Source organism: Pirellulales bacterium (assembly GCA_036490175.1).
Classification (GTDB): domain Bacteria; phylum Planctomycetota; class Planctomycetia; order Pirellulales; family JACPPG01; genus JACPPG01.
Window position 1 is genome coordinate 49,682 of the sequence record DASXEJ010000153.1, and the last position, 18,995, is coordinate 68,676.

General features: G+C 60.1%; 20 protein-coding genes. 8 read left to right on the forward strand and 12 right to left on the reverse strand.

Annotated features, from left to right (window positions below):
- Positions 1–60 precede the first annotated feature (60 nt).
- From hemQ to proC, 4 genes are all read right to left on the reverse strand, one after another.
- The gene (gene hemQ / locus VGG64_12000) at positions 61–909 is read right to left on the reverse strand and encodes a hydrogen peroxide-dependent heme synthase (GenBank protein HEY1600320.1); all 849 of its coding nucleotides are present in this window, start codon (positions 907–909) and stop codon (positions 61–63) included.
- A gap of 183 nt (positions 910–1,092) precedes the next feature.
- On the reverse strand, positions 1,093–1,575 hold the full coding sequence (locus VGG64_12005) for a hypothetical protein (GenBank protein HEY1600321.1): 483 nt from the start codon (positions 1,573–1,575) through the stop codon (positions 1,093–1,095).
- Positions 1,576–1,688: 113 nt separating this feature from the next.
- On the reverse strand, positions 1,689–1,922 hold the full coding sequence (locus VGG64_12010; GenBank protein ID HEY1600322.1) for a hypothetical protein: 234 nt from the start codon (positions 1,920–1,922) through the stop codon (positions 1,689–1,691).
- A gap of 120 nt (positions 1,923–2,042) precedes the next feature.
- Positions 2,043–2,873, reverse strand: a complete 831-nt coding sequence (proC, locus tag VGG64_12015; protein HEY1600323.1) for a pyrroline-5-carboxylate reductase — start codon at positions 2,871–2,873, stop codon at positions 2,043–2,045.
- A gap of 633 nt (positions 2,874–3,506) precedes the next feature.
- Here proC and VGG64_12020 point away from each other — a divergent pair.
- The 3 genes from VGG64_12020 (at position 3,507) to surE (ending at position 5,108) form a co-directional block, all read left to right on the forward strand.
- Positions 3,507–3,713, forward strand: a complete 207-nt coding sequence (locus VGG64_12020) for a hypothetical protein (protein ID HEY1600324.1) — start codon at positions 3,507–3,509, stop codon at positions 3,711–3,713.
- A gap of 109 nt (positions 3,714–3,822) precedes the next feature.
- Complete coding sequence (locus VGG64_12025) at positions 3,823–4,371, forward strand: GNAT family protein (protein HEY1600325.1); 549 nt, start codon at positions 3,823–3,825, stop codon at positions 4,369–4,371.
- 38 nt (positions 4,372–4,409) lie between these two features.
- Positions 4,410–5,108: a 5'/3'-nucleotidase SurE gene (gene surE, locus VGG64_12030; GenBank protein ID HEY1600326.1), complete on the forward strand. Its 699-nt coding sequence runs from the start codon at positions 4,410–4,412 to the stop codon at positions 5,106–5,108.
- 31 nt (positions 5,109–5,139) lie between these two features.
- Here surE and VGG64_12035 read toward each other — a convergent pair whose 3' ends face one another.
- Positions 5,140–5,379 carry a carbon storage regulator gene (locus VGG64_12035; protein HEY1600327.1) on the reverse strand — a complete coding sequence of 80 codons (240 nt, stop codon included), beginning with the start codon at positions 5,377–5,379 and terminating at the stop codon, positions 5,140–5,142.
- 424 nt (positions 5,380–5,803) lie between these two features.
- Here VGG64_12035 and VGG64_12040 point away from each other — a divergent pair, with 424 nt between their 5' ends.
- Positions 5,804–6,229: an NUDIX hydrolase gene (locus VGG64_12040; GenBank protein HEY1600328.1), complete on the forward strand. Its 426-nt coding sequence runs from the start codon at positions 5,804–5,806 to the stop codon at positions 6,227–6,229.
- Between the two features lie 53 nt (positions 6,230–6,282).
- Here the strand turns inward: VGG64_12040 and VGG64_12045 are convergent, their stop codons facing one another.
- Entirely contained in the window at positions 6,283–7,296 is a 1,014-nt protein-coding gene (locus tag VGG64_12045; protein ID HEY1600329.1) for a Gfo/Idh/MocA family oxidoreductase, read from the reverse strand.
- A 278-nt stretch (positions 7,297–7,574) separates the two neighbouring features.
- On the opposite strand from VGG64_12045, the gene VGG64_12050 reads away from it, so the two are divergent.
- Together VGG64_12050 and VGG64_12055 are read left to right on the forward strand one after the other, a co-directional pair.
- A complete protein-coding gene (locus VGG64_12050) occupies positions 7,575–8,420 on the forward strand; it encodes a tetratricopeptide repeat protein (protein HEY1600330.1) in 846 nt (281 codons plus the stop codon).
- A 187-nt stretch (positions 8,421–8,607) separates the two neighbouring features.
- Complete coding sequence (locus VGG64_12055) at positions 8,608–9,672, forward strand: GDSL-type esterase/lipase family protein (GenBank protein ID HEY1600331.1); 1,065 nt, start codon at positions 8,608–8,610, stop codon at positions 9,670–9,672.
- Positions 9,673–9,751: 79 nt separating this feature from the next.
- Here VGG64_12055 and VGG64_12060 read toward each other — a convergent pair whose 3' ends face one another.
- Positions 9,752–10,660, reverse strand: a complete 909-nt coding sequence (locus tag VGG64_12060; GenBank protein ID HEY1600332.1) for an alpha/beta hydrolase-fold protein — start codon at positions 10,658–10,660, stop codon at positions 9,752–9,754.
- 191 nt (positions 10,661–10,851) lie between these two features.
- Positions 10,852–11,583, reverse strand: a complete 732-nt coding sequence (locus tag VGG64_12065) for an endonuclease/exonuclease/phosphatase family protein (protein HEY1600333.1) — start codon at positions 11,581–11,583, stop codon at positions 10,852–10,854.
- A 171-nt stretch (positions 11,584–11,754) separates the two neighbouring features.
- On the opposite strand from VGG64_12065, the gene VGG64_12070 reads away from it, so the two are divergent.
- Entirely contained in the window at positions 11,755–12,318 is a 564-nt protein-coding gene (locus VGG64_12070; protein HEY1600334.1) for a thioredoxin family protein, read from the forward strand.
- A gap of 58 nt (positions 12,319–12,376) precedes the next feature.
- Here the strand turns inward: VGG64_12070 and VGG64_12075 are convergent, their stop codons facing one another.
- From VGG64_12075 to VGG64_12090, 4 genes are all read right to left on the reverse strand, one after another.
- Positions 12,377–13,735, reverse strand: a complete 1,359-nt coding sequence (locus VGG64_12075) for a hypothetical protein (protein HEY1600335.1) — start codon at positions 13,733–13,735, stop codon at positions 12,377–12,379.
- Between the two features lie 6 nt (positions 13,736–13,741).
- Entirely contained in the window at positions 13,742–14,005 is a 264-nt protein-coding gene (locus VGG64_12080; GenBank protein ID HEY1600336.1) for a hypothetical protein, read from the reverse strand.
- A gap of 146 nt (positions 14,006–14,151) precedes the next feature.
- The gene (locus tag VGG64_12085; protein ID HEY1600337.1) at positions 14,152–16,521 is read right to left on the reverse strand and encodes an MMPL family transporter; all 2,370 of its coding nucleotides are present in this window, start codon (positions 16,519–16,521) and stop codon (positions 14,152–14,154) included.
- 225 nt (positions 16,522–16,746) lie between these two features.
- Entirely contained in the window at positions 16,747–18,099 is a 1,353-nt protein-coding gene (locus VGG64_12090; GenBank protein HEY1600338.1) for an excinuclease ABC subunit UvrC, read from the reverse strand.
- 300 nt (positions 18,100–18,399) lie between these two features.
- On the opposite strand from VGG64_12090, the gene VGG64_12095 reads away from it, so the two are divergent.
- Entirely contained in the window at positions 18,400–18,945 is a 546-nt protein-coding gene (locus VGG64_12095; protein HEY1600339.1) for a hypothetical protein, read from the forward strand.
- The last annotated feature ends 50 nt before the right edge of the window (positions 18,946–18,995 follow it).

Sequence of the window (18,995 nt, forward strand, 5' to 3'; positions counted from 1 at the left end):
GCTGTACCTTCATGGTCAGCCCACGCGATCCGCCGCCATTTCGGCGCCGATCTGGAAGTCTTACTTGCCGGCTGCTATGTGGCAGTGATCGAGCATCTCGCCCGGCGTGGTCACATAGCTCGTATAGAACGGACCGAACTCCGCGTAGCGGGCACTCGCCTCGTCGAAGCGCATCGTATAGACGATCTCTTTGAGGAACGCCGGATTGCGGGCCCACAGCGTGACGCCCCATTCCCAATCGTCTAGCCCTACCGAGGCCGTAATCAGCTGTGTCACCCGTCCGCCGAATTTCATGCCGCTACGACCGTGCTCGGCCATCAAACGGCTGCGCTCGGCAAAGTCGAGCAGGAACCAGTTTTCTCCCACTTTGCGCTTTTTGTTCATCGGGTAAAAGCAGGTGTTCGGCCAGGGAGGCATATCGGGAGTAAGCCGTTGCCGGCGCATCATGACTTCGCGACTTTCGTACGCCTTGAGCTTGGCCTTGTAGGTGGGGCTATCGGCCACTTCCCCCTCTTCGACCAGACGCTGGCCGTACTGCTCGACGGTGGGAACATACTCCGATACCTCGGTAAGCGAGACAAACGAATACGTTGGCTCGATCGCTGGGCCAAGCCGGCTGGCTAGCACGCGCTGATGCACGCTGTCGAGCACCAATGGCGACGGATCGAGCAACATCAGTCCGAAATCGGCCTTATGACCGGCAACGATCGACGTTTGCAATCGTTGCGGAGCAGCAGCGGCGGACGGATCCAGCAGCGCGACCAGTTCTTGGCGTCCCGCGCGGAGATCGTCGGCGTGCATTCCGGCGAGCACGCCGCGATCGAAACGATAATAAAGATGGCTACAGTGCCAGCCTTCGACGGGCGAGAGCGAGATTTCAGGTGCTTCAGCCGCGGGGGCGTGACTCATGGTCGGTGATCCTAGGTTCGGCGATCCAATGTTGTTTTGTAGGTCTATGAGCGCATATTCGATGCCGACGGTCAACCGGGGCTGGGACGGGGCCATGGCGTACGATGAAACGCTGTGAAGAAGCCCGGATCGACCAATCATCTCGGGCGTCGGATTGAATCGATGCTCGGCCGCCTGCAGCAATTACATCAAGGAGCCGGACTGCGGATCGATGCCGACGCCGCCAGTGAGTTCCGTCAGCGCGTCGAGCACGATTAACAGTGTGCTGGGGTCGAGCATGTCGTCTCCCTCGTCACCCTCCGAGTTTTCGACCATCTGCTCAAAGTGCATGATGTCGAATCGCGCGTCGCTCTTGGAGAGTTGCGACAGCTTTGTCGCATCGGTTGTCTCGCCCGGAGGCATTTCGTCCACCAGTGTCGCCACTTGCTCCTGGACGTCTTCGCCGGCCAGAAAGCTGATATCGAGCGCGGAGAAATCGTCGGGCGAGAGCAACGTCAGGGATTCAAACAGGCCGTTTTCGTCGGCTTGTAAGTCCGCCAGTTGATAATGGCTTCCCAACGCCTTGAGCGTTGCTTCGACCTTGGTCAAGGTAGGACGCTGCGACGATCGAAACAGCACGAAATACGTCTCGCGCCATTGAAAGCTTTCCGTTTCGAACATCGTCATGGCGATTTCCTCTGCGTGCTCTCGTGGCCGTCAGGGACGGATACGACACGCTGCCGAACGTCGAGCATTCCGTTCTGGGCCAGGCGGATTGCCGATTGGCACGTCCGCTCTGGTCATTCCCAATTGTCGCCGGGCCCGGCTGGCCCGCCGGCCCATTCTTCAAGAGCTTTTAGCAGCGCGTCACGTTCTTCCATGTTGGCCCACACGACCTCACCCTGTTCGAGGCGCACTTCGTAGTCCCCCTCGCACTGGCAATCATCTTCACCGCAGAAATGTGGGGTCGCGGCCACCCAGATGACGCGGTAGAGGGGAACGTGTTTATCGTCGATCAGGCAAAAGACGGACATTTATATCTGGCCTGCAGCCAACCTCCGAAGCGCGATCAATTCTTGTTCCGTCACGTCCCGCGGCGGCGGTTCGACGACTGACGCGAGCAGGACGGGAGCCGGCTGCGTAACCGCATTGTGTCACGAACTCTTGGATTTCGACAGGGCACCTAGCTCGGCGGATCGTCGCGTTGCTGCTTCCACGGCAGCGATCAGCGCGGACCGCACGCCACCCGCTTCGAGAGCGGCTAGTCCGGCGATCGTCGTGCCGCCAGGGCTAGCGACCGCGTCTTTCAACTGGGCCGGGTGTTGCCCGGTTTTGAGCACCATTTCGGCCGCACCTCGCACCGTTTGGGCGGCCAGGGCCGTGGCCACGTCGCGCGGCAGGCCCACCTTAACGCCGCCGTCACTCAGCGCCTCGATGATGACATAAACGAGCGCCGGGCCTGAGCCTGACAAACCTGTCACGGCATCGAGCAGCGTCTCGCTCACCTGGTGGGCGGTTCCGACCGCGCCCAGTAGCTCAGCCACCAATACTGCGTCGCTGGGCAGAGCGCCCGGTCCAAGGCAGTAGCCACTGGCACCTGTACCGACCAGGCATGGGGTATTGGGCATGACGCGCACTAACCTCGGGCCTTCGCCCAGACCGGCCGCCAGGGTCGATAGCGGGATGCCGGCAGCGATCGAAATCACCAGATGGTCGCGGGTGGCATGCCCGCGCAGTTCGCCTAGAACTTCCCCCATGTTCTGCGGCTTTACGGCCAAGAACACGACATCGGCGCCGGCCAACACCTCGCGATTCGTGGCGGCTAACCGGCCGCCGGTCTCGCGGGCGAACTGTTCGGCGGATTCGGGCAGGGGGTCGCTGGCCAACACTCGATCGGCCGAGGCCAGGTTGGCAGCCAGCAAACCCTTGGCTAGCGCCGTGGCCATGCGGCCTGCGCCAATGAATCCGAAGGTGGGATTTGCCATGAACCGCTCGCCGCCAAAACGATGCTATCGGAACGTTTTCTCGTGCTGCACGAAGTGGGGCCGCCGCATACCCTGCAACGGCTACGCCGCGTGTTCCCTAACTTTACCGCGCAGGAGCCGTGAATCTGCGCATCATGCTACGCAAAAGGGGGATGACAGACAATCCATCGGTGCTGGCCAGTACGCGTTGTGTGTGTTAGCAGCGTAAGATTAGTTGCATTAGGTACTTAATGAGAGAATTCGATTCAATTGGCGCATTTCGGTTGCGATACGGGCGTGGCCAGCCAAAACAGCTTTTCCCTGGCGAGGATGCCGCAGTGGCCACCGGCGTGTCGCTTCAAATCCGCCTGGACTCGGCCGCTGGTTTTTGCGACACTCCGCGCCCCATCAAGTGCCGGCCCTGCGTAATCTCGGGTTGGAAATCCTTTGAAGTCGCTGTGGAGCTTCCCGGCCGTGAACGTAATGCGTCCATGGTTTGCCGTATGCCTTCTGGCGCCACTGCTCTGTGGCTGTCAGCCGCTGACGCCGGCAGGTTCGCAGTCGTCGCCGCTTGCCAGCCAGGCTGCCGCTGCGCATGACGACGATACATTCCAGGGCCGACTTGCCAGCACAACACGGCAAGTAACGGACACCGTGAGTAAGCCCTTTGATCCGGCTTATCAAAAGCAAAAACAGCAAGACGCCGAGCTGAAGAAGCGCCAAAAGCAACAACAAGAGGCCGCGGTCAAACGACGCAAAGCGCAGCAGCCGCGATCACCCCTCATGGCGTGGCTATTCCCCGAGCCTAAGACGCCGCGCACTCTCTCGGAGTGGCTGTCGCAAGAGCGGCCCGAGTCGTAGGCTTCGCGTTTTTGCCTGCGAGTCTGTATCTCGACGAGTTGGGCATCGGCAGTTTGCCATGTAGACTGGTGCCGTCGAGGTCTGTAAGCGCGCTTTGGGGGATGCGGCCATGGCTTGCGAACTCTCGGACGGCACAATCTGCCTTCGCGCGCCGTGCTCCACCGATATCGATGCCGCCGTCACGGCAGTGCGCGCCTCATTGGCCGAACTCACTGCTTGGACGACGTGGTGCCACATCGAGTATTCGCGCGCGGATGTCGAGCTGTTTTTGCGCAAAGTCGAGGCGGATCGTTTTGACGACACCGCCTACGATTTTTATGTCTTCGATTCCCCCCGAACGCGCTTGCTGGGTGGCTGTGGCCTGTACCACTTAGATCATTTGCTTGGCAGCGCCAGTCTTGGATATTGGGTTCGTAGCGACGTTGCCCGTCAGGGCATTGCCACTGCCGCGGCTCGGTTGCTAATCAAGTTCGGCTTCCAGGAGCTCGAGCTGACACGTATCGAGATCCTGGCAGCGGCAACGAACGTTGCCAGCCAACGGGTGGCCGTCAAAGTCGGCGCCGTCCGCGAAGGGATCCGACGAAACGGCTTGCGATTGCACGGTGGCCCTGTCGACGCCGTCGGCTTCTCGCTGATACCCGCAGATTTCGGCCTGTAGCCTCTTCATCGTTGATCGCTTCGGCTACGATTGCAGGAATGAAGTTCTTGCTTACCAACGATGATGGTATCGATGCCCCGGGTCTGGCGGCGCTCGCGCTGGCCATGGCCGAGTTTGGCGAACTGGCGATCGTGGCGCCGGATCGTCACCTATCGGGTTGCGCCCATCAGACGACGACCGATCGTGGCCTGACTTTGGTCCGCGGACCGGACGGTCGTCACGCGCTCGATGGCACTCCGGTGGATTGCGTGCGCATTGGGCTGGGGCATGTGGCCCCTGATGTCGACTGGATCGTCTCGGGCATCAACGCCGGCGGGAACTTGGGGGCCGACATCTACCGGTCGGGCACAGTGGCCGCCGTGCGCGAGGGTGCCCTGTTGGGCAAGCCTGGGATCGCCATTTCACAATACCGCCGGCGCGACAGCGCGGCCGATTGGGGCCGCGCTGCGCGCTGGACGGCGGATGTGGTTCGGCTGCTCCTGGCGAAACCAGCCGAAACCGGCATCTTTTGGAACGTAAATCTGCCCGATCCCGTTATGCCCGCGACCGAACCCGCCATCGTGTTCTGTCCGATGGATCCGCACCCCTTTCCCATTGGCTATCGGCTAGTGGAGGGGCAGTACCGTTACGCGACCAACTATCACGACCGCCCCCGGCATCCAAGGCATGACGTCGAAGTTTGCTTCTCCGGGGCCATTGCCGTTACCCAGCTCGCCTTGCCACGCTTTGCGGGGTGACAATTCGAAGCCGAGTTGCCGTATCGCGGGGCTACGGCAGCACCTCGATATGATCCGCGGCCAATGGGATCGGGCAGGGAGTAGCCTGCGGGCGATGTGCGGTTAAATGCGCGTCATCGGCGAAGAACTCCAATTCGCCCCGCACGATACGCACGTTGGGCGGAGCCTCGATTCCCACACTCACGCGGCTTCCCACAACCCGATTGACGACGATCGTGATGTTGTCGCCGATGCGGATTCTTTCCCCTGCTTTGCGGCTTAGTACTAGCATCCTTGTCTCTCCTTCCAAAACTGGCTCAATCACACTGGGTCTATAATTGCTGGACGATCCTCACTCCTGACGGATGACAGTACAAAGCAAAGTCGATGCCAACGTTGATTTGCCGGCTCGGTTTTCATCCGGCTTGAAGAAAAGTGCGGGGAAAACGCGATTTTCTTGTGATTCCCCTTATGGTCCCGGCCCGTAGGACAGGTTCGCAAGCACCAAGTGCGTCTCTAAATGAGATGCTGGAGTCAGATTGAGATCAAAAGCCGAGACACCGCCGTTGCGACGCATCGGCGGCCCGACCGCAGGGGCAGAATCTGCTAGCAGCAGGGCCTTGATAAACGGCTCGGCCAGATCCAGCTCTCTGCGGCTCTGGTCGGCTCACGGGTCGGTCGATAAAACAGGGCGGCACGTCACAGGACTCCGATCGATGCAGCCCGACATTCCCGCGCCCCTGTCCCAGGCCTCGGCCGTTCCGTATCGGATGTCCGAGGCGGGGCCCGAGTTCTGCCTGATCACGTCGTTATCGAGCGGCCGGTGGGGATTTCCCAAGGGGTTGATCGATCCTGGCGAGACGCCTACCGAGACGGCTCTCAAAGAGGCCTTGGAGGAGGCCGGCCTGCATGGCCAGATCGTGGGCGAGCCGGTAGGCGACTACCAGTACGCCAAATGGGGCACGACCCTGTCGGTCACCGTTTTTCTGATGGAAGTCACCCACTGCGACACGACCTGGCTGGAAGCCGATCGTCGTCAACGGCTATGGGTCACCGCCCCACAAGCGGCCGGCATGCTCGACCGCCATTACCTGGCACGGCTGCTGAATCAGGCGATGAAGCGGCTGAGGGGCGCCGGCTAGGCGGCCGGCGCTAGTGGCTCACGCGGTGTGCCTGGAGGGAGTACCCGCAGTTCTCACTTGGGCGCGGCGTTCGCCTTTGCGAGCACGTTGGCGATCGTGACAGGCGAACCGCCCTGCCGCTTGCTTTCGTCTGCCGCTTCCATGAAGGCATAGATTTCCAGCGTTTCCGCCGCGCTGACGGGAGGCTTACCCGACTTAAAGAATTTGGCGATCTCGGCGACTAGCGGCTGATAGCCCGCGTACGATCCACTGGGCACGATCGCCTTGGACCCGAACACCATGGCTCCGTAGTCCGACTTGCCGGCCCGGATGCCACGAAAGGTGCCGATGCGGCCCCCTTTCCAAACGCCCACGACCAATTCTCCATCGGCAGTTTGCGTGCGCGACACCGACTCACAGCCGGGGCCCATGATCGTGAACAGGATCTCGACGCCGTGAATGCCATACCAGAACAGGTCCGGATGATGCTCTTCGAGCGCGCAGGGGCCGTAAGCGTCGCAACCTAACACGTCTCCCACACGCTCGTCGTTTCGCATGCCAAGAATAGCCGGGCTGAAGCGGAGCGAGGAGCTGGAAAAGCAGGGGACGTGATGCTCGTTGGCTAATTTATAAATCGCCACGGCGTCGGCCAGCGTGCCGGCGACCGGCTTGTCGACAAACAGCGGCTTGCCCGCCTTGATAACGGGCGTGGCCTGTTGCAAATGCGGACGGCCATCGACGCTCTCTAGCAAAACGGCGTCCACCTTTGGCAGCAACTCGTCGATCGAACCGACAATGACGACCCCCATGTTGCGCAATTGCTTGGTGTAACCTTCGAGGCGATCGCGGCTCGAAGGAATGTCGGGGCTTCCGCCCGGAAAGGCGGCAACAATCTTGACCGCGGCCAGATCGCCGGTGGCGTTCTTGTCGTTCATCGCTTGCGTAAAGGCAACCACGTGCGACGTATCCAGCCCAATGATTCCCACTTTGATCTGCTTGACCGGTTCGTCAGCTTTGGCGACGCGGTGAACCATCGCGGTCATTGCTCCTGTGGCGAGTAGAATGTAAGCAAAGCGAAAGTTGATCACAGAGTAGGTCTCCGGCGGCGAACCTAGGGGAGCGGAAAGTCGACCACGACGAGTTGCCGGCTATTCTATGGTGCCGAGGGACGGAGTGACACCAGTTGTCAGACGTTGCCGGGATGACTTCCACGGCGATTCAGCTGGAGCGCCGCCGACCCGCGACGTCGTTTGGTGTATTGGCGCCTTTTACCCGCTAGTCGCCTGGGCTAGAGTTGCTCGCGGCGGCCCATTTGACCCTGGTCGGACGTTTCTGCGGCTATGGCAACTTTTCGAGGGGTTCGTTGATGTCGTGGCATTACCTGCTTGCAGTTATACCCTGGGTTGTTTTGGGGCCGCACGCCGCGGCGAATGATTCGACCGACGAGTTGCTCAAGAAGTCCCGTGCCGCCTTCCAAGCGCGCGATCCGGAAAAGGCGATTGAGCTTGCTGGGCAGGCAATCGAAGCGGCGCCCGATGACGCGCGCGGCTACGTGTTGCGCGGTGACATGCAAGCGGCGCTGGGGCGGCATACCGAGGCCGTGGCCGACTACGGTCAGGCGATCGAACGAGCCCCGCAACAGGCCGAGCTTTTCGACCGTCGCGGCAGCGAGCAGTTCAAGCTGGCGCGGATCGACGAATCGATTGCGGACTTCGACCGCTTTATTGCCCAGCGGCCCGATCAAGCGCCGTTTCACTGGAAGCGCGGTATATCGCTGTACTATGCCGGCCGCTTCGACGACGGTCGCAAGCAATTCGAAGGTTATCAAACGGTCGATAACAACGACGTCGAAAACGCGGTATGGCGCTACTTGTGCATGGCGCGCGCGAGTGGAGTTGCCAAAGCCCGCGTCGATATATTGCCGATCAAGCGCGACGTGCGCGTACCGATGATGCAGGTTTATGCCCTGTATCATGGCAAGTCGACACCGGACGATGTGATGCGCGCCGTGGATCAGGGCAATCCCACGCCGGAACAACTCAACGAACGCCTTTTCTATGCGTACCTCTACCTGGGGCTGTATTACGATGCGGCCGGCGATGCAAAACAAGCGGCCGAACATATCAACGCCGCCGAGGGCCACAAACTCTCGCACTACATGTGGGACGTGGCGCGCGTCCATGCGGCGCGGTTGCGCGAGTCGAAAAAGTAGCTGCCGAGACATTGACCAGTTCCCCTCCATGTTCGCGATCCGCCGCGCGTCTATGCCTGTGCTGGGAGACACCTCGATGAACTTGCTGGTGGTAATCTGTTGGGCCGTTTTTTGGGCCAGTGGCTTTATTTTGGGCGATTGCAGAACTGCGCACGCGGCGGACCAGTCGCCGTCGACAACTTCCACTGTGCCCATTTCCACAGTGTCAATCGACGATGAGCGAATCTTGCTGGCGCCGTACGTTTGGAAACGCACGGGCACGGGCCCAACTTCACGTGCCGAAGCCGCCATGCCGGGCGCCTATATCACGGCCGCGTTTCAAGGGAGCAAAACGTTAGGGTTAGTCGTCGACGGTACGGCGAATCGGGATTGCCCGGCCGAATCGATGCCGGTGATCGAATATTCCATTGACGAGGGGGAGTTCAAGGTCGTGCCGCTGACCCGCAACGGCGAGGTCTACACGTTGCCTCTGGCAGCCGACTTGCCGCCCGATCATGCGCACCGGTTGGACCTTTTCTTTCGCGCCGCCGATCTGACAAAGAACCGTTGGAAAGACGCGACGGCGCACCTACGTATGGCGGGATTCGCGTTGGATGCCGGAGCAACCCTGTTGGCGCGACCTGCGCGGAAGAACCGCGCGATCGGCTTCGGCGATTCGATTACCGAGGGCGTCGGGGGTGATGGGCTGTTTACGTCGTGGCAATCGCTGGGTCCCAACAACGCGCGGGCAACTTGGCTGCCGCTGGTGGCCACCACGCTCGACTGCGAGTATGGACAATTGGGGACCGGAGGTCAGGGGATGACTCGCGAAATTCATCTGCCAGGATTACCTGGCACCTGGGATCGATACGACCCGATGACTTCGCGATTGACCGAGGGGCGATTGCTGCCCGAGCCGGATTACATTTTCTGCGCGATGGGCACCAACGACTTTGACAAAGATATTAAGGTCGACTACATCCGCTGGCTGGCTGAGATGCGCGCGGCCTGCCCGCGGTCGCGGTTCTTCTGCATCGTGCCGCCGCTGGGAGTGCATCGGGACGAAATCGCGGCGGCCGTGACTGCACGCCATCAGGCCCAGGATGCCCGCGTGCATTTGATCGACACGGCGCCGCTGCAGCCCCTTTTTCGCGCCGGCCAGGGCCCCACGCAAGTCGCGTACGACGGAGTTCATCCGTCGCAGTGGGGCCAAGCACTGCTGGGAGCGCTCATTGCCGCAGAGGCGCAAAAGGTCATCACGACTGAGAAATAGCGACGATGCCGTCCGCGCGCGAACCCGTTCGCACAGGACTATGCCATTTGTCGCGGGCTTAAGCCTTCTGCGCCAGATGTCATTTTGCTGGACTGTAATCGCGCCACAACCAGCGCAGCGATTCCGGCAAGATTGCGCCGCCTTGCTTGCCGTTATGCCCGCCGTCGCCGTATTCGAAGCGATAGTCGTATTTGGCAAATTTCAGGGCCGCGGCCATCTCTTGGTTTGCCAGCGGCCAGTTACCGTGCGCGTTGTCGAGGTCGCCTGCGCCGTCCTGCATGAATATGCGGATCGGCTTTGGTCCTGTCTTGCGGATCAACGCCGGGTAAACGTGTCCGCCACGAATGTTCGTGAAGCTACCAACGTGGCTTAGTACTTTGCTGAAGGCATCCGGCCGTTCCCAGGCCGCGGTCCACGAGCAGATTCCTCCCGAGCTGATACCGCAAATGGCGCGGCCGGCCGCGTTATCTACCAGCTTATATTCCTTGGCTACCTCTGGCAGCATTTCGTCGAGCAAGAAGCGGACGTATTGATCGCTAAGCGAATCATACTCGAAGCTGCGGTTCGACTCAGGTTTGCCGTCCGCCGTTTTCTTGTCGGTGAACACGCCCGGGTTGATGAAGATGCCGATCGTTACCGGCATCTCGCCGCGATGAATCAGATTGTCGAACACGATCGGCACACGAAACTGGCCATCTTCCGAGACGTAACTCTTGCCGTCTTGAAAGACCATTACACAAGCCGGGGTCTCGGGCTTGTACTGCGCCGGGACGTAAACCCAGTAGTCGCGCTCGGTGCCGGGGAAGACGTTGCTCTTCCAATGATGCTGAGTGACTTTTCCTTGGGGGACGCCTTCGTGCCGCTGCGAATCAGGACCGAGTTGATAGTCGTCGACTGCCCGGGCTTCCGGCGTACCGATCGTGAACAGGGCCGCGCCAAAGTAGAGTGCGAAAGTTCTCAGAAGATGGTTCGTCGAGCGGCGGCGCATGCGTGACTCCTGGGAGCGGTTGGATTCGGATGGCAGGCGGGCGGGAAATACACCTTAGAGGCTAATCAACCGCACGGCGGCCCGCAATGTAGCGACGGCTGTCAGTTTGGGGATCCTCGGTTGGCCTGCCGGACCGCTTGGCGACAGACTTTCACCAATTCAGGGTAGCAAGCCGACGCCCCGCCGGCGATTCATTGCGGATCGCCGTTGCTGGCGATTTCGAAATCCACAACCAGCGGCAAATGGTCGCTGGCACGCCGCGCCAAATCGCCGTGTGCGATAAAGGCGCGATGGATGTTCAGACCGCCGCGATAAAAGGCCTTGTCCAGCGAGCCGAGCGGCAGATAGGCCGGAAACGACCGGAATCTCGAGGGCGGGCTAGTGATCTGCTCGAAGCCGTGCTCGCCAAGAGACTCTTTCTTCAATTGGTTGCGCCAATCGTTGTAATCGCCGATAATCAGCGTCGGCAGATCAGGCTCTTTGCGAAAGATGGCATGCGTCAACAGATGATTGACCTGCCAACTGCGCTCGCGCTCGGCGAGACCCAGGTGCCAGTTCACCAGTTGCAAATGTCCCCTCGGCGTGTCGACCACGACCACTTGCGCACCGCGCGGCTTTTTCGATTTCAATCGCAGAGATACGTGGTGCTTTTCCAACAGCGGCCAGCCGGAGAGAACCAGGTTGCCGTAACCGCCCATTTTGAGATGGACGTTATGTTGATAAACTACTGCCGTCGTGTTGAGGCGTTCGGCCAGAAGTTTGGGCTGGTCGTCAAAGCGCGAACGGCGCACGTTGTGGTCTACCTCTTGCAGGCAGACCAGGTCGGGCTCCAATTCTTCGATGACGGCCATTACCCGCTCGAAGCGGTATAGCCGGTCTCGACCGCCAATGCCCTTGTGAATGTTGTAGCTGACGACGCGCACGATTTGCGGAACCAATCCCTAACGACAATGTCTAATCGAGACGCATGATAATGACGTGTGGCGTCGGGCTGTTCAAGCCGTGCACTCCACCGACGCCTTGTTTACTATACGTCGGTCGCCCTCATCTCGGGTGACCTGGATAAAAATCCTGACGGATCGAGGATTGTCACGATGATTGACTGGAATGTGAGCTACAAAGCCGGTCTGCCGTATGCCGATTTTCTCGCCAAGCATGGCAGCCCAGAGCATCAGCGACGCTGGTCGGATGTGCATGCCGCCTTGCAATTGTCGGCTGCACAGCGGGAACTTTTTGCGAGTTTCACCCGGCAAATACACGTGGCCTGCCTGGCCGGGGCCTGGTGCGGCGATTGCGTGTATCAGTGCCCGATTTTCGATCATATTCAGCAAGTCACCAACTCGCTGGACGTCCGCTTTTTTGACAGGGATGCTCACCCAGAACTGGCCGCCGAGCTCAAGGTGTGCGGAGGGAGCCGCGTACCAGTTGTGGTCTTCCTGAGCGAAGATTTTCAGGAGGTCAGCCGCTACGGCGATCGCACGCTGTCCCGCTATCGCCAAATGATGGCACAAATGTTCGGGCCATCATGCTCGAGCGGGCTGGTGCTTCCTGCCGGAGACGAACTCGCGGCCGTGGTGCAAGACTGGGCCGACGAATTCGAGCGCGTGCAATGGCTGCTACGCACGTCCCCGCGCCTGCGGCAAGTGCATGGCGACTGAACCGCGCAAGATCGCGACGCTTGCGAATTGGTAAGCTAGAGGAGGCGGTGCGAAGGTTTCATTTCGGCTTGGCTGCTTCTGCCGGTGCGGCGAAACGCTCCAGCAGCTTGGCCAGCCGATGAACGGTCCAGGTGATTAGCTCGAAGTCGGCCAGTAGCTTAAGCGTGGCCGTCCGCTGGGCCACTCCCTTTTCGCCAATCTCGTCGCTCGCGGCGCCGCGCACGCACGATTCCCGCGTCTGTTCCACCAACTCGCTATGGCTGCGCGATTGCTCGCGCAGCTTCGCGATGGCCTCCGGTTGGTGGGTGTCGACGGCCGTGGCGGCGGCGCCGAACAGCGATTCGGTCGAGGCGAGCACCTTGTCGCGAACGTCGGCTGTGCCTGGAAAGTGGCGCAAAGCGCGGTGCGACTGTCGCAGTTGCACATAGCCCTCGGCAATGTAATCGACGATCGCCGTAAGCTCGCGGGCGATGTTCAATCGCTCAGCGACGGGTTTGGGAAGCGCTGCGGTAGCCAGTTGTCCGGCGGATTCTTCGATCCGTGTCGTCAGCACGGCATAATCGGCGGCGCGGCGATCTTCCACTTCGCCAGAATCTGTTCCCGCGCGGTGTGTGCGCACCGAGGCTTGCAAACTGGCCAATAGCCGTGCTAGCTCGCGCGGGATCAGGTCCACGGCGGTCGCTGGGTCTTCCAAGCTGCGGGCGGTGAGATACTTTGGCTGCGCTGCGTCGGCTTCGTCACTCGCAGGCCAGATCCTGGCTAACAAAGCCAGGCAGCGCGTGCGAATCGCAAAGACAATGAATGCCGGCAGCAAATTCGACAGAAAGAACGCCATCGCCAAACGTAGCGCAACGTCAGAGCTGACAGCTTTGACGGCCGCCATTACCAAGGGAACTCCCGTCAAGCGCTCGATATAGAAAAGCGTTACCATCACAACGCCGCTGACCACGCAGAACAAATCTTCAAAGCGGACCAGCTGCATCGTTGTGCCGCGCATGCTGAGCGACAATAAAAACCGCAGCACGATGGCCCCCAGGTTCGTGCCGTAAATCATCATCACGGCTGTCTCGAATCCAAGGACGCCCCCCGAGGTCAGCGTGATCACCAGCAACGCGGCGCCCGTGTTCGATTGCAGGACGGCCGCCAGTACGAATCCAGCAAATAATGCAGCGGGCACGGACGATAACATCGCCGCGATATCGTGTTGCAGCCACTCGGCGTGCTTGAGCGGGCCGGCCGCGGCACCCATCGACTGCAGCCCGTAAAGCAACAGGGCAATCCCAACCAAAACGTTGGCTACCTGTCGTGCCGCGCGCTGGCGGATCAGCGAAGCGGCAACACCCGATAGACCAACCCCCCAAGCCACTACGGGGTGAATGTCGAGCGTGGCGACAAAGGCCAGGGCCGTGAGCCCCACGTTTGTCTAGATAATGACGGGCAGGGTGGCTGGCGGCGTGATCAAGCCGCTATCGACCATGTTCACTAGAATAAAAGTTACGCCCGTGGCGCTTTGCATCGTGGCCCCGGATGCGAGGCCTAAAGCGGCGCCGGCCCATGCCGACGAGGTGAATCGTGCCACCAGCGAACGAAATCCAGATCCGCCCAACTGACGAAGATGTTCCCCCACCGACTGCATGCCGATGAAGAAGATTCCCAACCCCAGCGCGAATTCGGCGAGTTCGTTCATTCGTAGCTGTCTGGGAAATCGATAGGAAAGCCAGGGCGCGCGCCCAACGCAACGAAGATTGCTCATACGCGGCGCAGCATTTCAACATACTACGTTGCCGCGCGGTGAAGCGATATCCAGCGTCCGATGTCTTTGCGCAACACAGCTTACGAGCGGGGATTCGCTTCGCGGGTTGCTGTCGGTTCCACCGTAATTCCGTGCGTAAAGAACCGTCCCATCGGGCCTGCCAGGATGGCCGGCATCAGCACCAGGTCTGCGAACAGGCCCCAAGCCAATAGCAGCAGCATTAGCAGGCCGAACATCCGCGTGGGGACGAAGGAGCTAAAGCCAAACATGGCCAGCCCCAGCCCTACGATGATCGAGCTTTGGGCCATGGCGACCGCGGCGTTGCGATAGGCGTACACGGCCGCCGTCTTGTGATCGTAGCCTTTGGCAATGCCGAAGCGAAACCAGGTTATGTAGTGGGCCGCGTCGTCGACCGAAACTCCCATCGCGACGCTGGCAGTCATCATGGTGCCGATATCGACGATCGTGCCCGTGTATCCGAGCAGGCCAAATACAAGCGCCATAGGCCAGACATTGGGAAACATCACCAGCACTCCGGCGGCTGGGCTGCGATAGACCACGGCCATCATCGCGGCCATGATCACAAAGGCCATGAAAAAGCTCTCGACCAGTCCCTCTAAAAGCGCACGCTCGGCCTTGTACACGACCGGAGTCACTCCGGTGACCACCGTCGAAATGCCTGTGACCCCTTTGTCTTGCTCGGCCGCGAGGAACGGCTGGATCTCTTTCTCGATAACGCGGACGAACTGTCCGTAATCGATGTCGCCGGTCCCCAGTAGCCGCAGGCTGATCCGCCACAGGTCGTCGTCCTTGCCATCGGCCGCGTCGTGGCTGAGATAGTCTCCTAACTCGAACTCGCGACGATGTTCCTCTAATTGCTTGTTGAGCACGTCGCGGCGGACAAAACCGGGATTGCGGACCAACAGCCTGCCGAACGCTCCGCCGGCCTGCCGCTCGGGACGCGCCGTCTTTACCGGCGGCAAGGGGGGGGTGAAGGTGGCTGCCGACATTCCACTCGTTACTTCAGGAAGCGCCTGCAAATGCTTCTGAATGCGATCGACCAACTCCAACCGTTCGAGGAAAGTTAAATGGTTCGTGTGGTTGTCGAAAACCAGCACGACCTCGGTGGGGACCAACCCCCCCAGCCGACTTTCGAGCCAGGCGTAATCCTTTACCACTTGGGCGTCCGGCGAGAACAGGTTAGCAATACTGACCGAAGTCTTGATCCACCAGGCTCCCACGCCAAAGCCGAAAAGCGTCACTAGAAATGCAAGGCAGACCAGGGCATTGTGATGCACGATCCACCAGCCCAGACGCAATCCCACGCGATTCACGATCGACCGGTGGTTTGCTTCTTCCAATGGATCCGCCGGCGGAGCAGGCGGAATGCGCGGCGGCCAAATTTGCAGCGCCGAAGGAATGCACAAGAATAACAGGGTAAGCGTCGCCACGACTCCCAACGAAGCGTAGAAGCCAAACGAGCGAATCGGCACCAGCTCGCTGGAACAGAGCGACGCCAGGCCGATAGCGGTCGTGCCGGCCGAGAGTGTACAAGGCACCCAGGCGCGTCGTAACGCGCGGCCCGGAGCGCTGGCAACTCCCCCCTCGTGTACAGCGTTGCGGTAATAGTTAAGGATATGGATCGTCCCGGACAACGACGCCGTGTACACCACCGGCGGCATGGTGTACAGGATGGCATCCATCGTGCTGCCGGTAAAATAGACTGCCGCCAGCGCAATTCCGGCGCTATAGACAGCACAGAAAATAATCAGCGCTGTCAAATACAGTTGCCGCATGCACCAATAGGACAAGCCCAAGCCGACTATTGCCGACAAGAGCGCCAGCTTGCGGAGTGTCTTTTGCCCCTCGACGTCAATCGCCACATTGTCTACTGGCGGTCCGCCCAGGTAGATGTCATGGCGGGGTAGGCCAGTGGCCAGCTCGGCGGCTCGATACAACTCGTCTAAGGTCTGGTGCAGGTTCTTTTGTCCGCGCGCGCTGAGCGCGACGACAGCGCTGGTTTGCTCGTTATTCTTGCCAACCAGCAAGCCAGCCAGCCGCGACACGGCTTCGTCCCGCGACAGGTTGGAGGGGGGCTCGGTGAGCTTGCGCACCAACTCCGGACCGGTAAAGATGCCGGAAAAAAGCCCCGCGTCGATCGGACTAGTCTGCCCTTTCGAGGGGGGAACGATTAGCTGCGAGAATTTTTCCACGCGCGGGTCGGCGAGCGTAGCCCCCTCCCAGCTAACCAGCACCTGGGTCTCGTTTTCAAAGTGCTGCTGGAACCAATGGTAATCCTTCGTCTCCCGGAAGGTTTGCGGGAGCCAGTCCTTCACATCGTTGCGGTTGGTCTCGGCGGCCTTATTGGCGCCATAGACCAGCACCGGCAGCAGGGCGATTACCCCTAAGAGGATCGAACGGCTGTAACGCTCGTAAAAAGTCTGCTTCACAACCTGCCAACGCAAAAAGAGGTGACGGCGCGACAAGGCGAACTAGGACACAAACGATGCTTAGCTTGGACAGCTTAGGTTCGCGAGCCATTGCCCCGCGACCGCGCCTCGGCCGAGGGAATGCAAGATTGATGCCTGGCGCAGCTTATCAGATCACGCCTGGGGCGATAAACCCAATTTATCCCAGCGGTGGTTGTTGAACGGCCAGGCTGGCGATTGCGGATTCTACTCACCGAGCGTCGACCTGCGGCGCAGAATGTGGTGGTAATGTTGCGCAAAGCGGTGAGCTTCGTCGCGTACGTACTGTAGGAGGCGCAAAGCATACGAGTGCCGGCTAAGACGCAGCGGCTCGTCCGCCCCGTCGATATAGATTTCTTCCTCGCGTTTGGCCAGCGAAATCACCGTTGGAGGCCGAATGTCCAATTCCTTGAAGGCGGCCAATGCCGCATTGAGCTGGCCGCGGCCGCCATCAACCAACAACAGATCGGGGAAGACTGTCCCCTCGTCCTCCAATCGCTTGAACCGACGGGCCACAACTTCATGGATGCTGGCAAAGTCATCGATTCCTTCCACGCGCCGGATTTTGTAGCGCTTATAGCCTGGTTTGAACGGCAGCCCATCAATGAACTGCACCAGGCTGGCCACGGTTTCGCCGCCGCCCAGGTGAGCGATATCGACCCCCTCGATGGTCCGCGGCGTTTCGGCCAATTTGAGCACTTTTTTCAGGCCGGATAGCCCTTTCTTGGGGTCGATGTAAAACACCTCGGGTTGGACGTGGGTGTCCAGCTCGCCGCGCCGATCGAGTGTTTCCAATGCGTAAATCTCGTCGCGCAAGCGGGCTGCCTTTTCGAATTTCAGCTCGGCCGCCGCGGCCCGCATTTCGGCATGCATCTCGGCCAACAGCGAGACCTTTTTGCCCTCCAGAAACATCCGTAGCCGGGCGATGTCGCGCCGGTATTCCTCTTTCGAGATCCGCATATTGCAAGGGGCCGTGCATTGCTGAATGCTGTGCAGCAAGCAGGGTCGGAACCAGCGCCACTTTTCGTCCCCTTCGTCGATGTCGAGGCTGCAGGTGCGAAATTTGAAGATCTTCTGCAGCACCTGGATCGCGCCCCGCAAACTGCCGGCACTAGCAAAGGGTCCGTAGAGTTTCGTCCCGCGCTCACTAGGCTCGCGTGTGAATTCCACGCGTGGGAAATCATCGCGAATGAAGATTTCCAGATAAGGAAAAGATTTGTCGTCCTTCAGATCGCGATTGAATTTAGGTTGGACGTCTTTGATCAGCCGCGACTCGATTAAGAGGGCGTCGACTTCGCTGTCGGCCTCCAGGAAATCGATATCCGCAATCTCGCGCACCAGATCCGCCGTGCGAAGGTCGTCGGCCGCCGCCTTGAGAAAATAACTGCCAGCACGTGATCGCAAATTGACCGCTTTGCCGACATAGATCACGACGCCGGCGGCATCCTTCATCAAATAAACGCCCGGCGTCTGTGGAAATTCCCGCACTTTAGCAGCCGCATGGGCGAAACCACCCGGCGGGCGGGGCTCGATCGGCACCTGATTTGCATCCATCGACATCGCAGTGAGTTTGGCGTCCGCCGATTCCGGAGGACGTTTAAATCCATAGGTGTATTGCGCGCCGCAACGTTTTGGAAATTCAAACCGTGCGCGCCGATTCGCGGCTTAACCTCCAATGCGTTGAATTATACCGCGTACGACTGTATGAGACGGCAAAACGCTTTGCGCGCTCTGTTTCTTCGTGCCCGCATATCGAAAATAGCTTTTCGCTTTGAACCCTGCTGGTTTCGCAAGCTGCTCAGTTTTGTGCGTGATGTCAGGCGATTTCCCCGGTATATTTGCTAATAGAGGGACTCGACTATGAGCCAATCAACTGACTTTTGTTGGGCCCGTGAAGACAATTTGCCGCGGTCCGCCCGTTCGCCGGTCGCACCGCAATCGGAGCATGCCATGGACCAGCGCGACATCGCCCAGCAAACCTTGCTAGAGCAACGTCTGCTTACCAACATCACGCAGGCCATTCGCACCACGATCGCCTGGGAGCCGCGGGGAACCGACCAGGCGGGAAAGCTGCGCAGCCTGAGGTTCATTACCGCCTCTCTGGAACGCCACCTCGACCACGTCATGGATCTGGAGGAGTACGACGGCTACATGTCGGCCGCGCTCGAGTGTAGTCCTAACCTGGCCGAGAAGATTCATGCGCTCAAGGAGGAACACGAGCATTTTCGCGATCGAGTGCATCGGCTCGTAGCGAAACTGGAGCGTATCGGCTCGGAAGACCGCACGAACTTGGAGCGGGTCTGCGTCGACATCGGCGACCTGTTGGGTCGGATTGACGAGCATAGCCGGCACGAGGCCGATCTGTTGCAAGAAGCCTTCTTGCGCGATGAAGGGGGCGAAGGCTGATTAGCCCTCGCCGGACTCGGCTTTCAGCGTCAAAAATCGGCCCCCCTCGT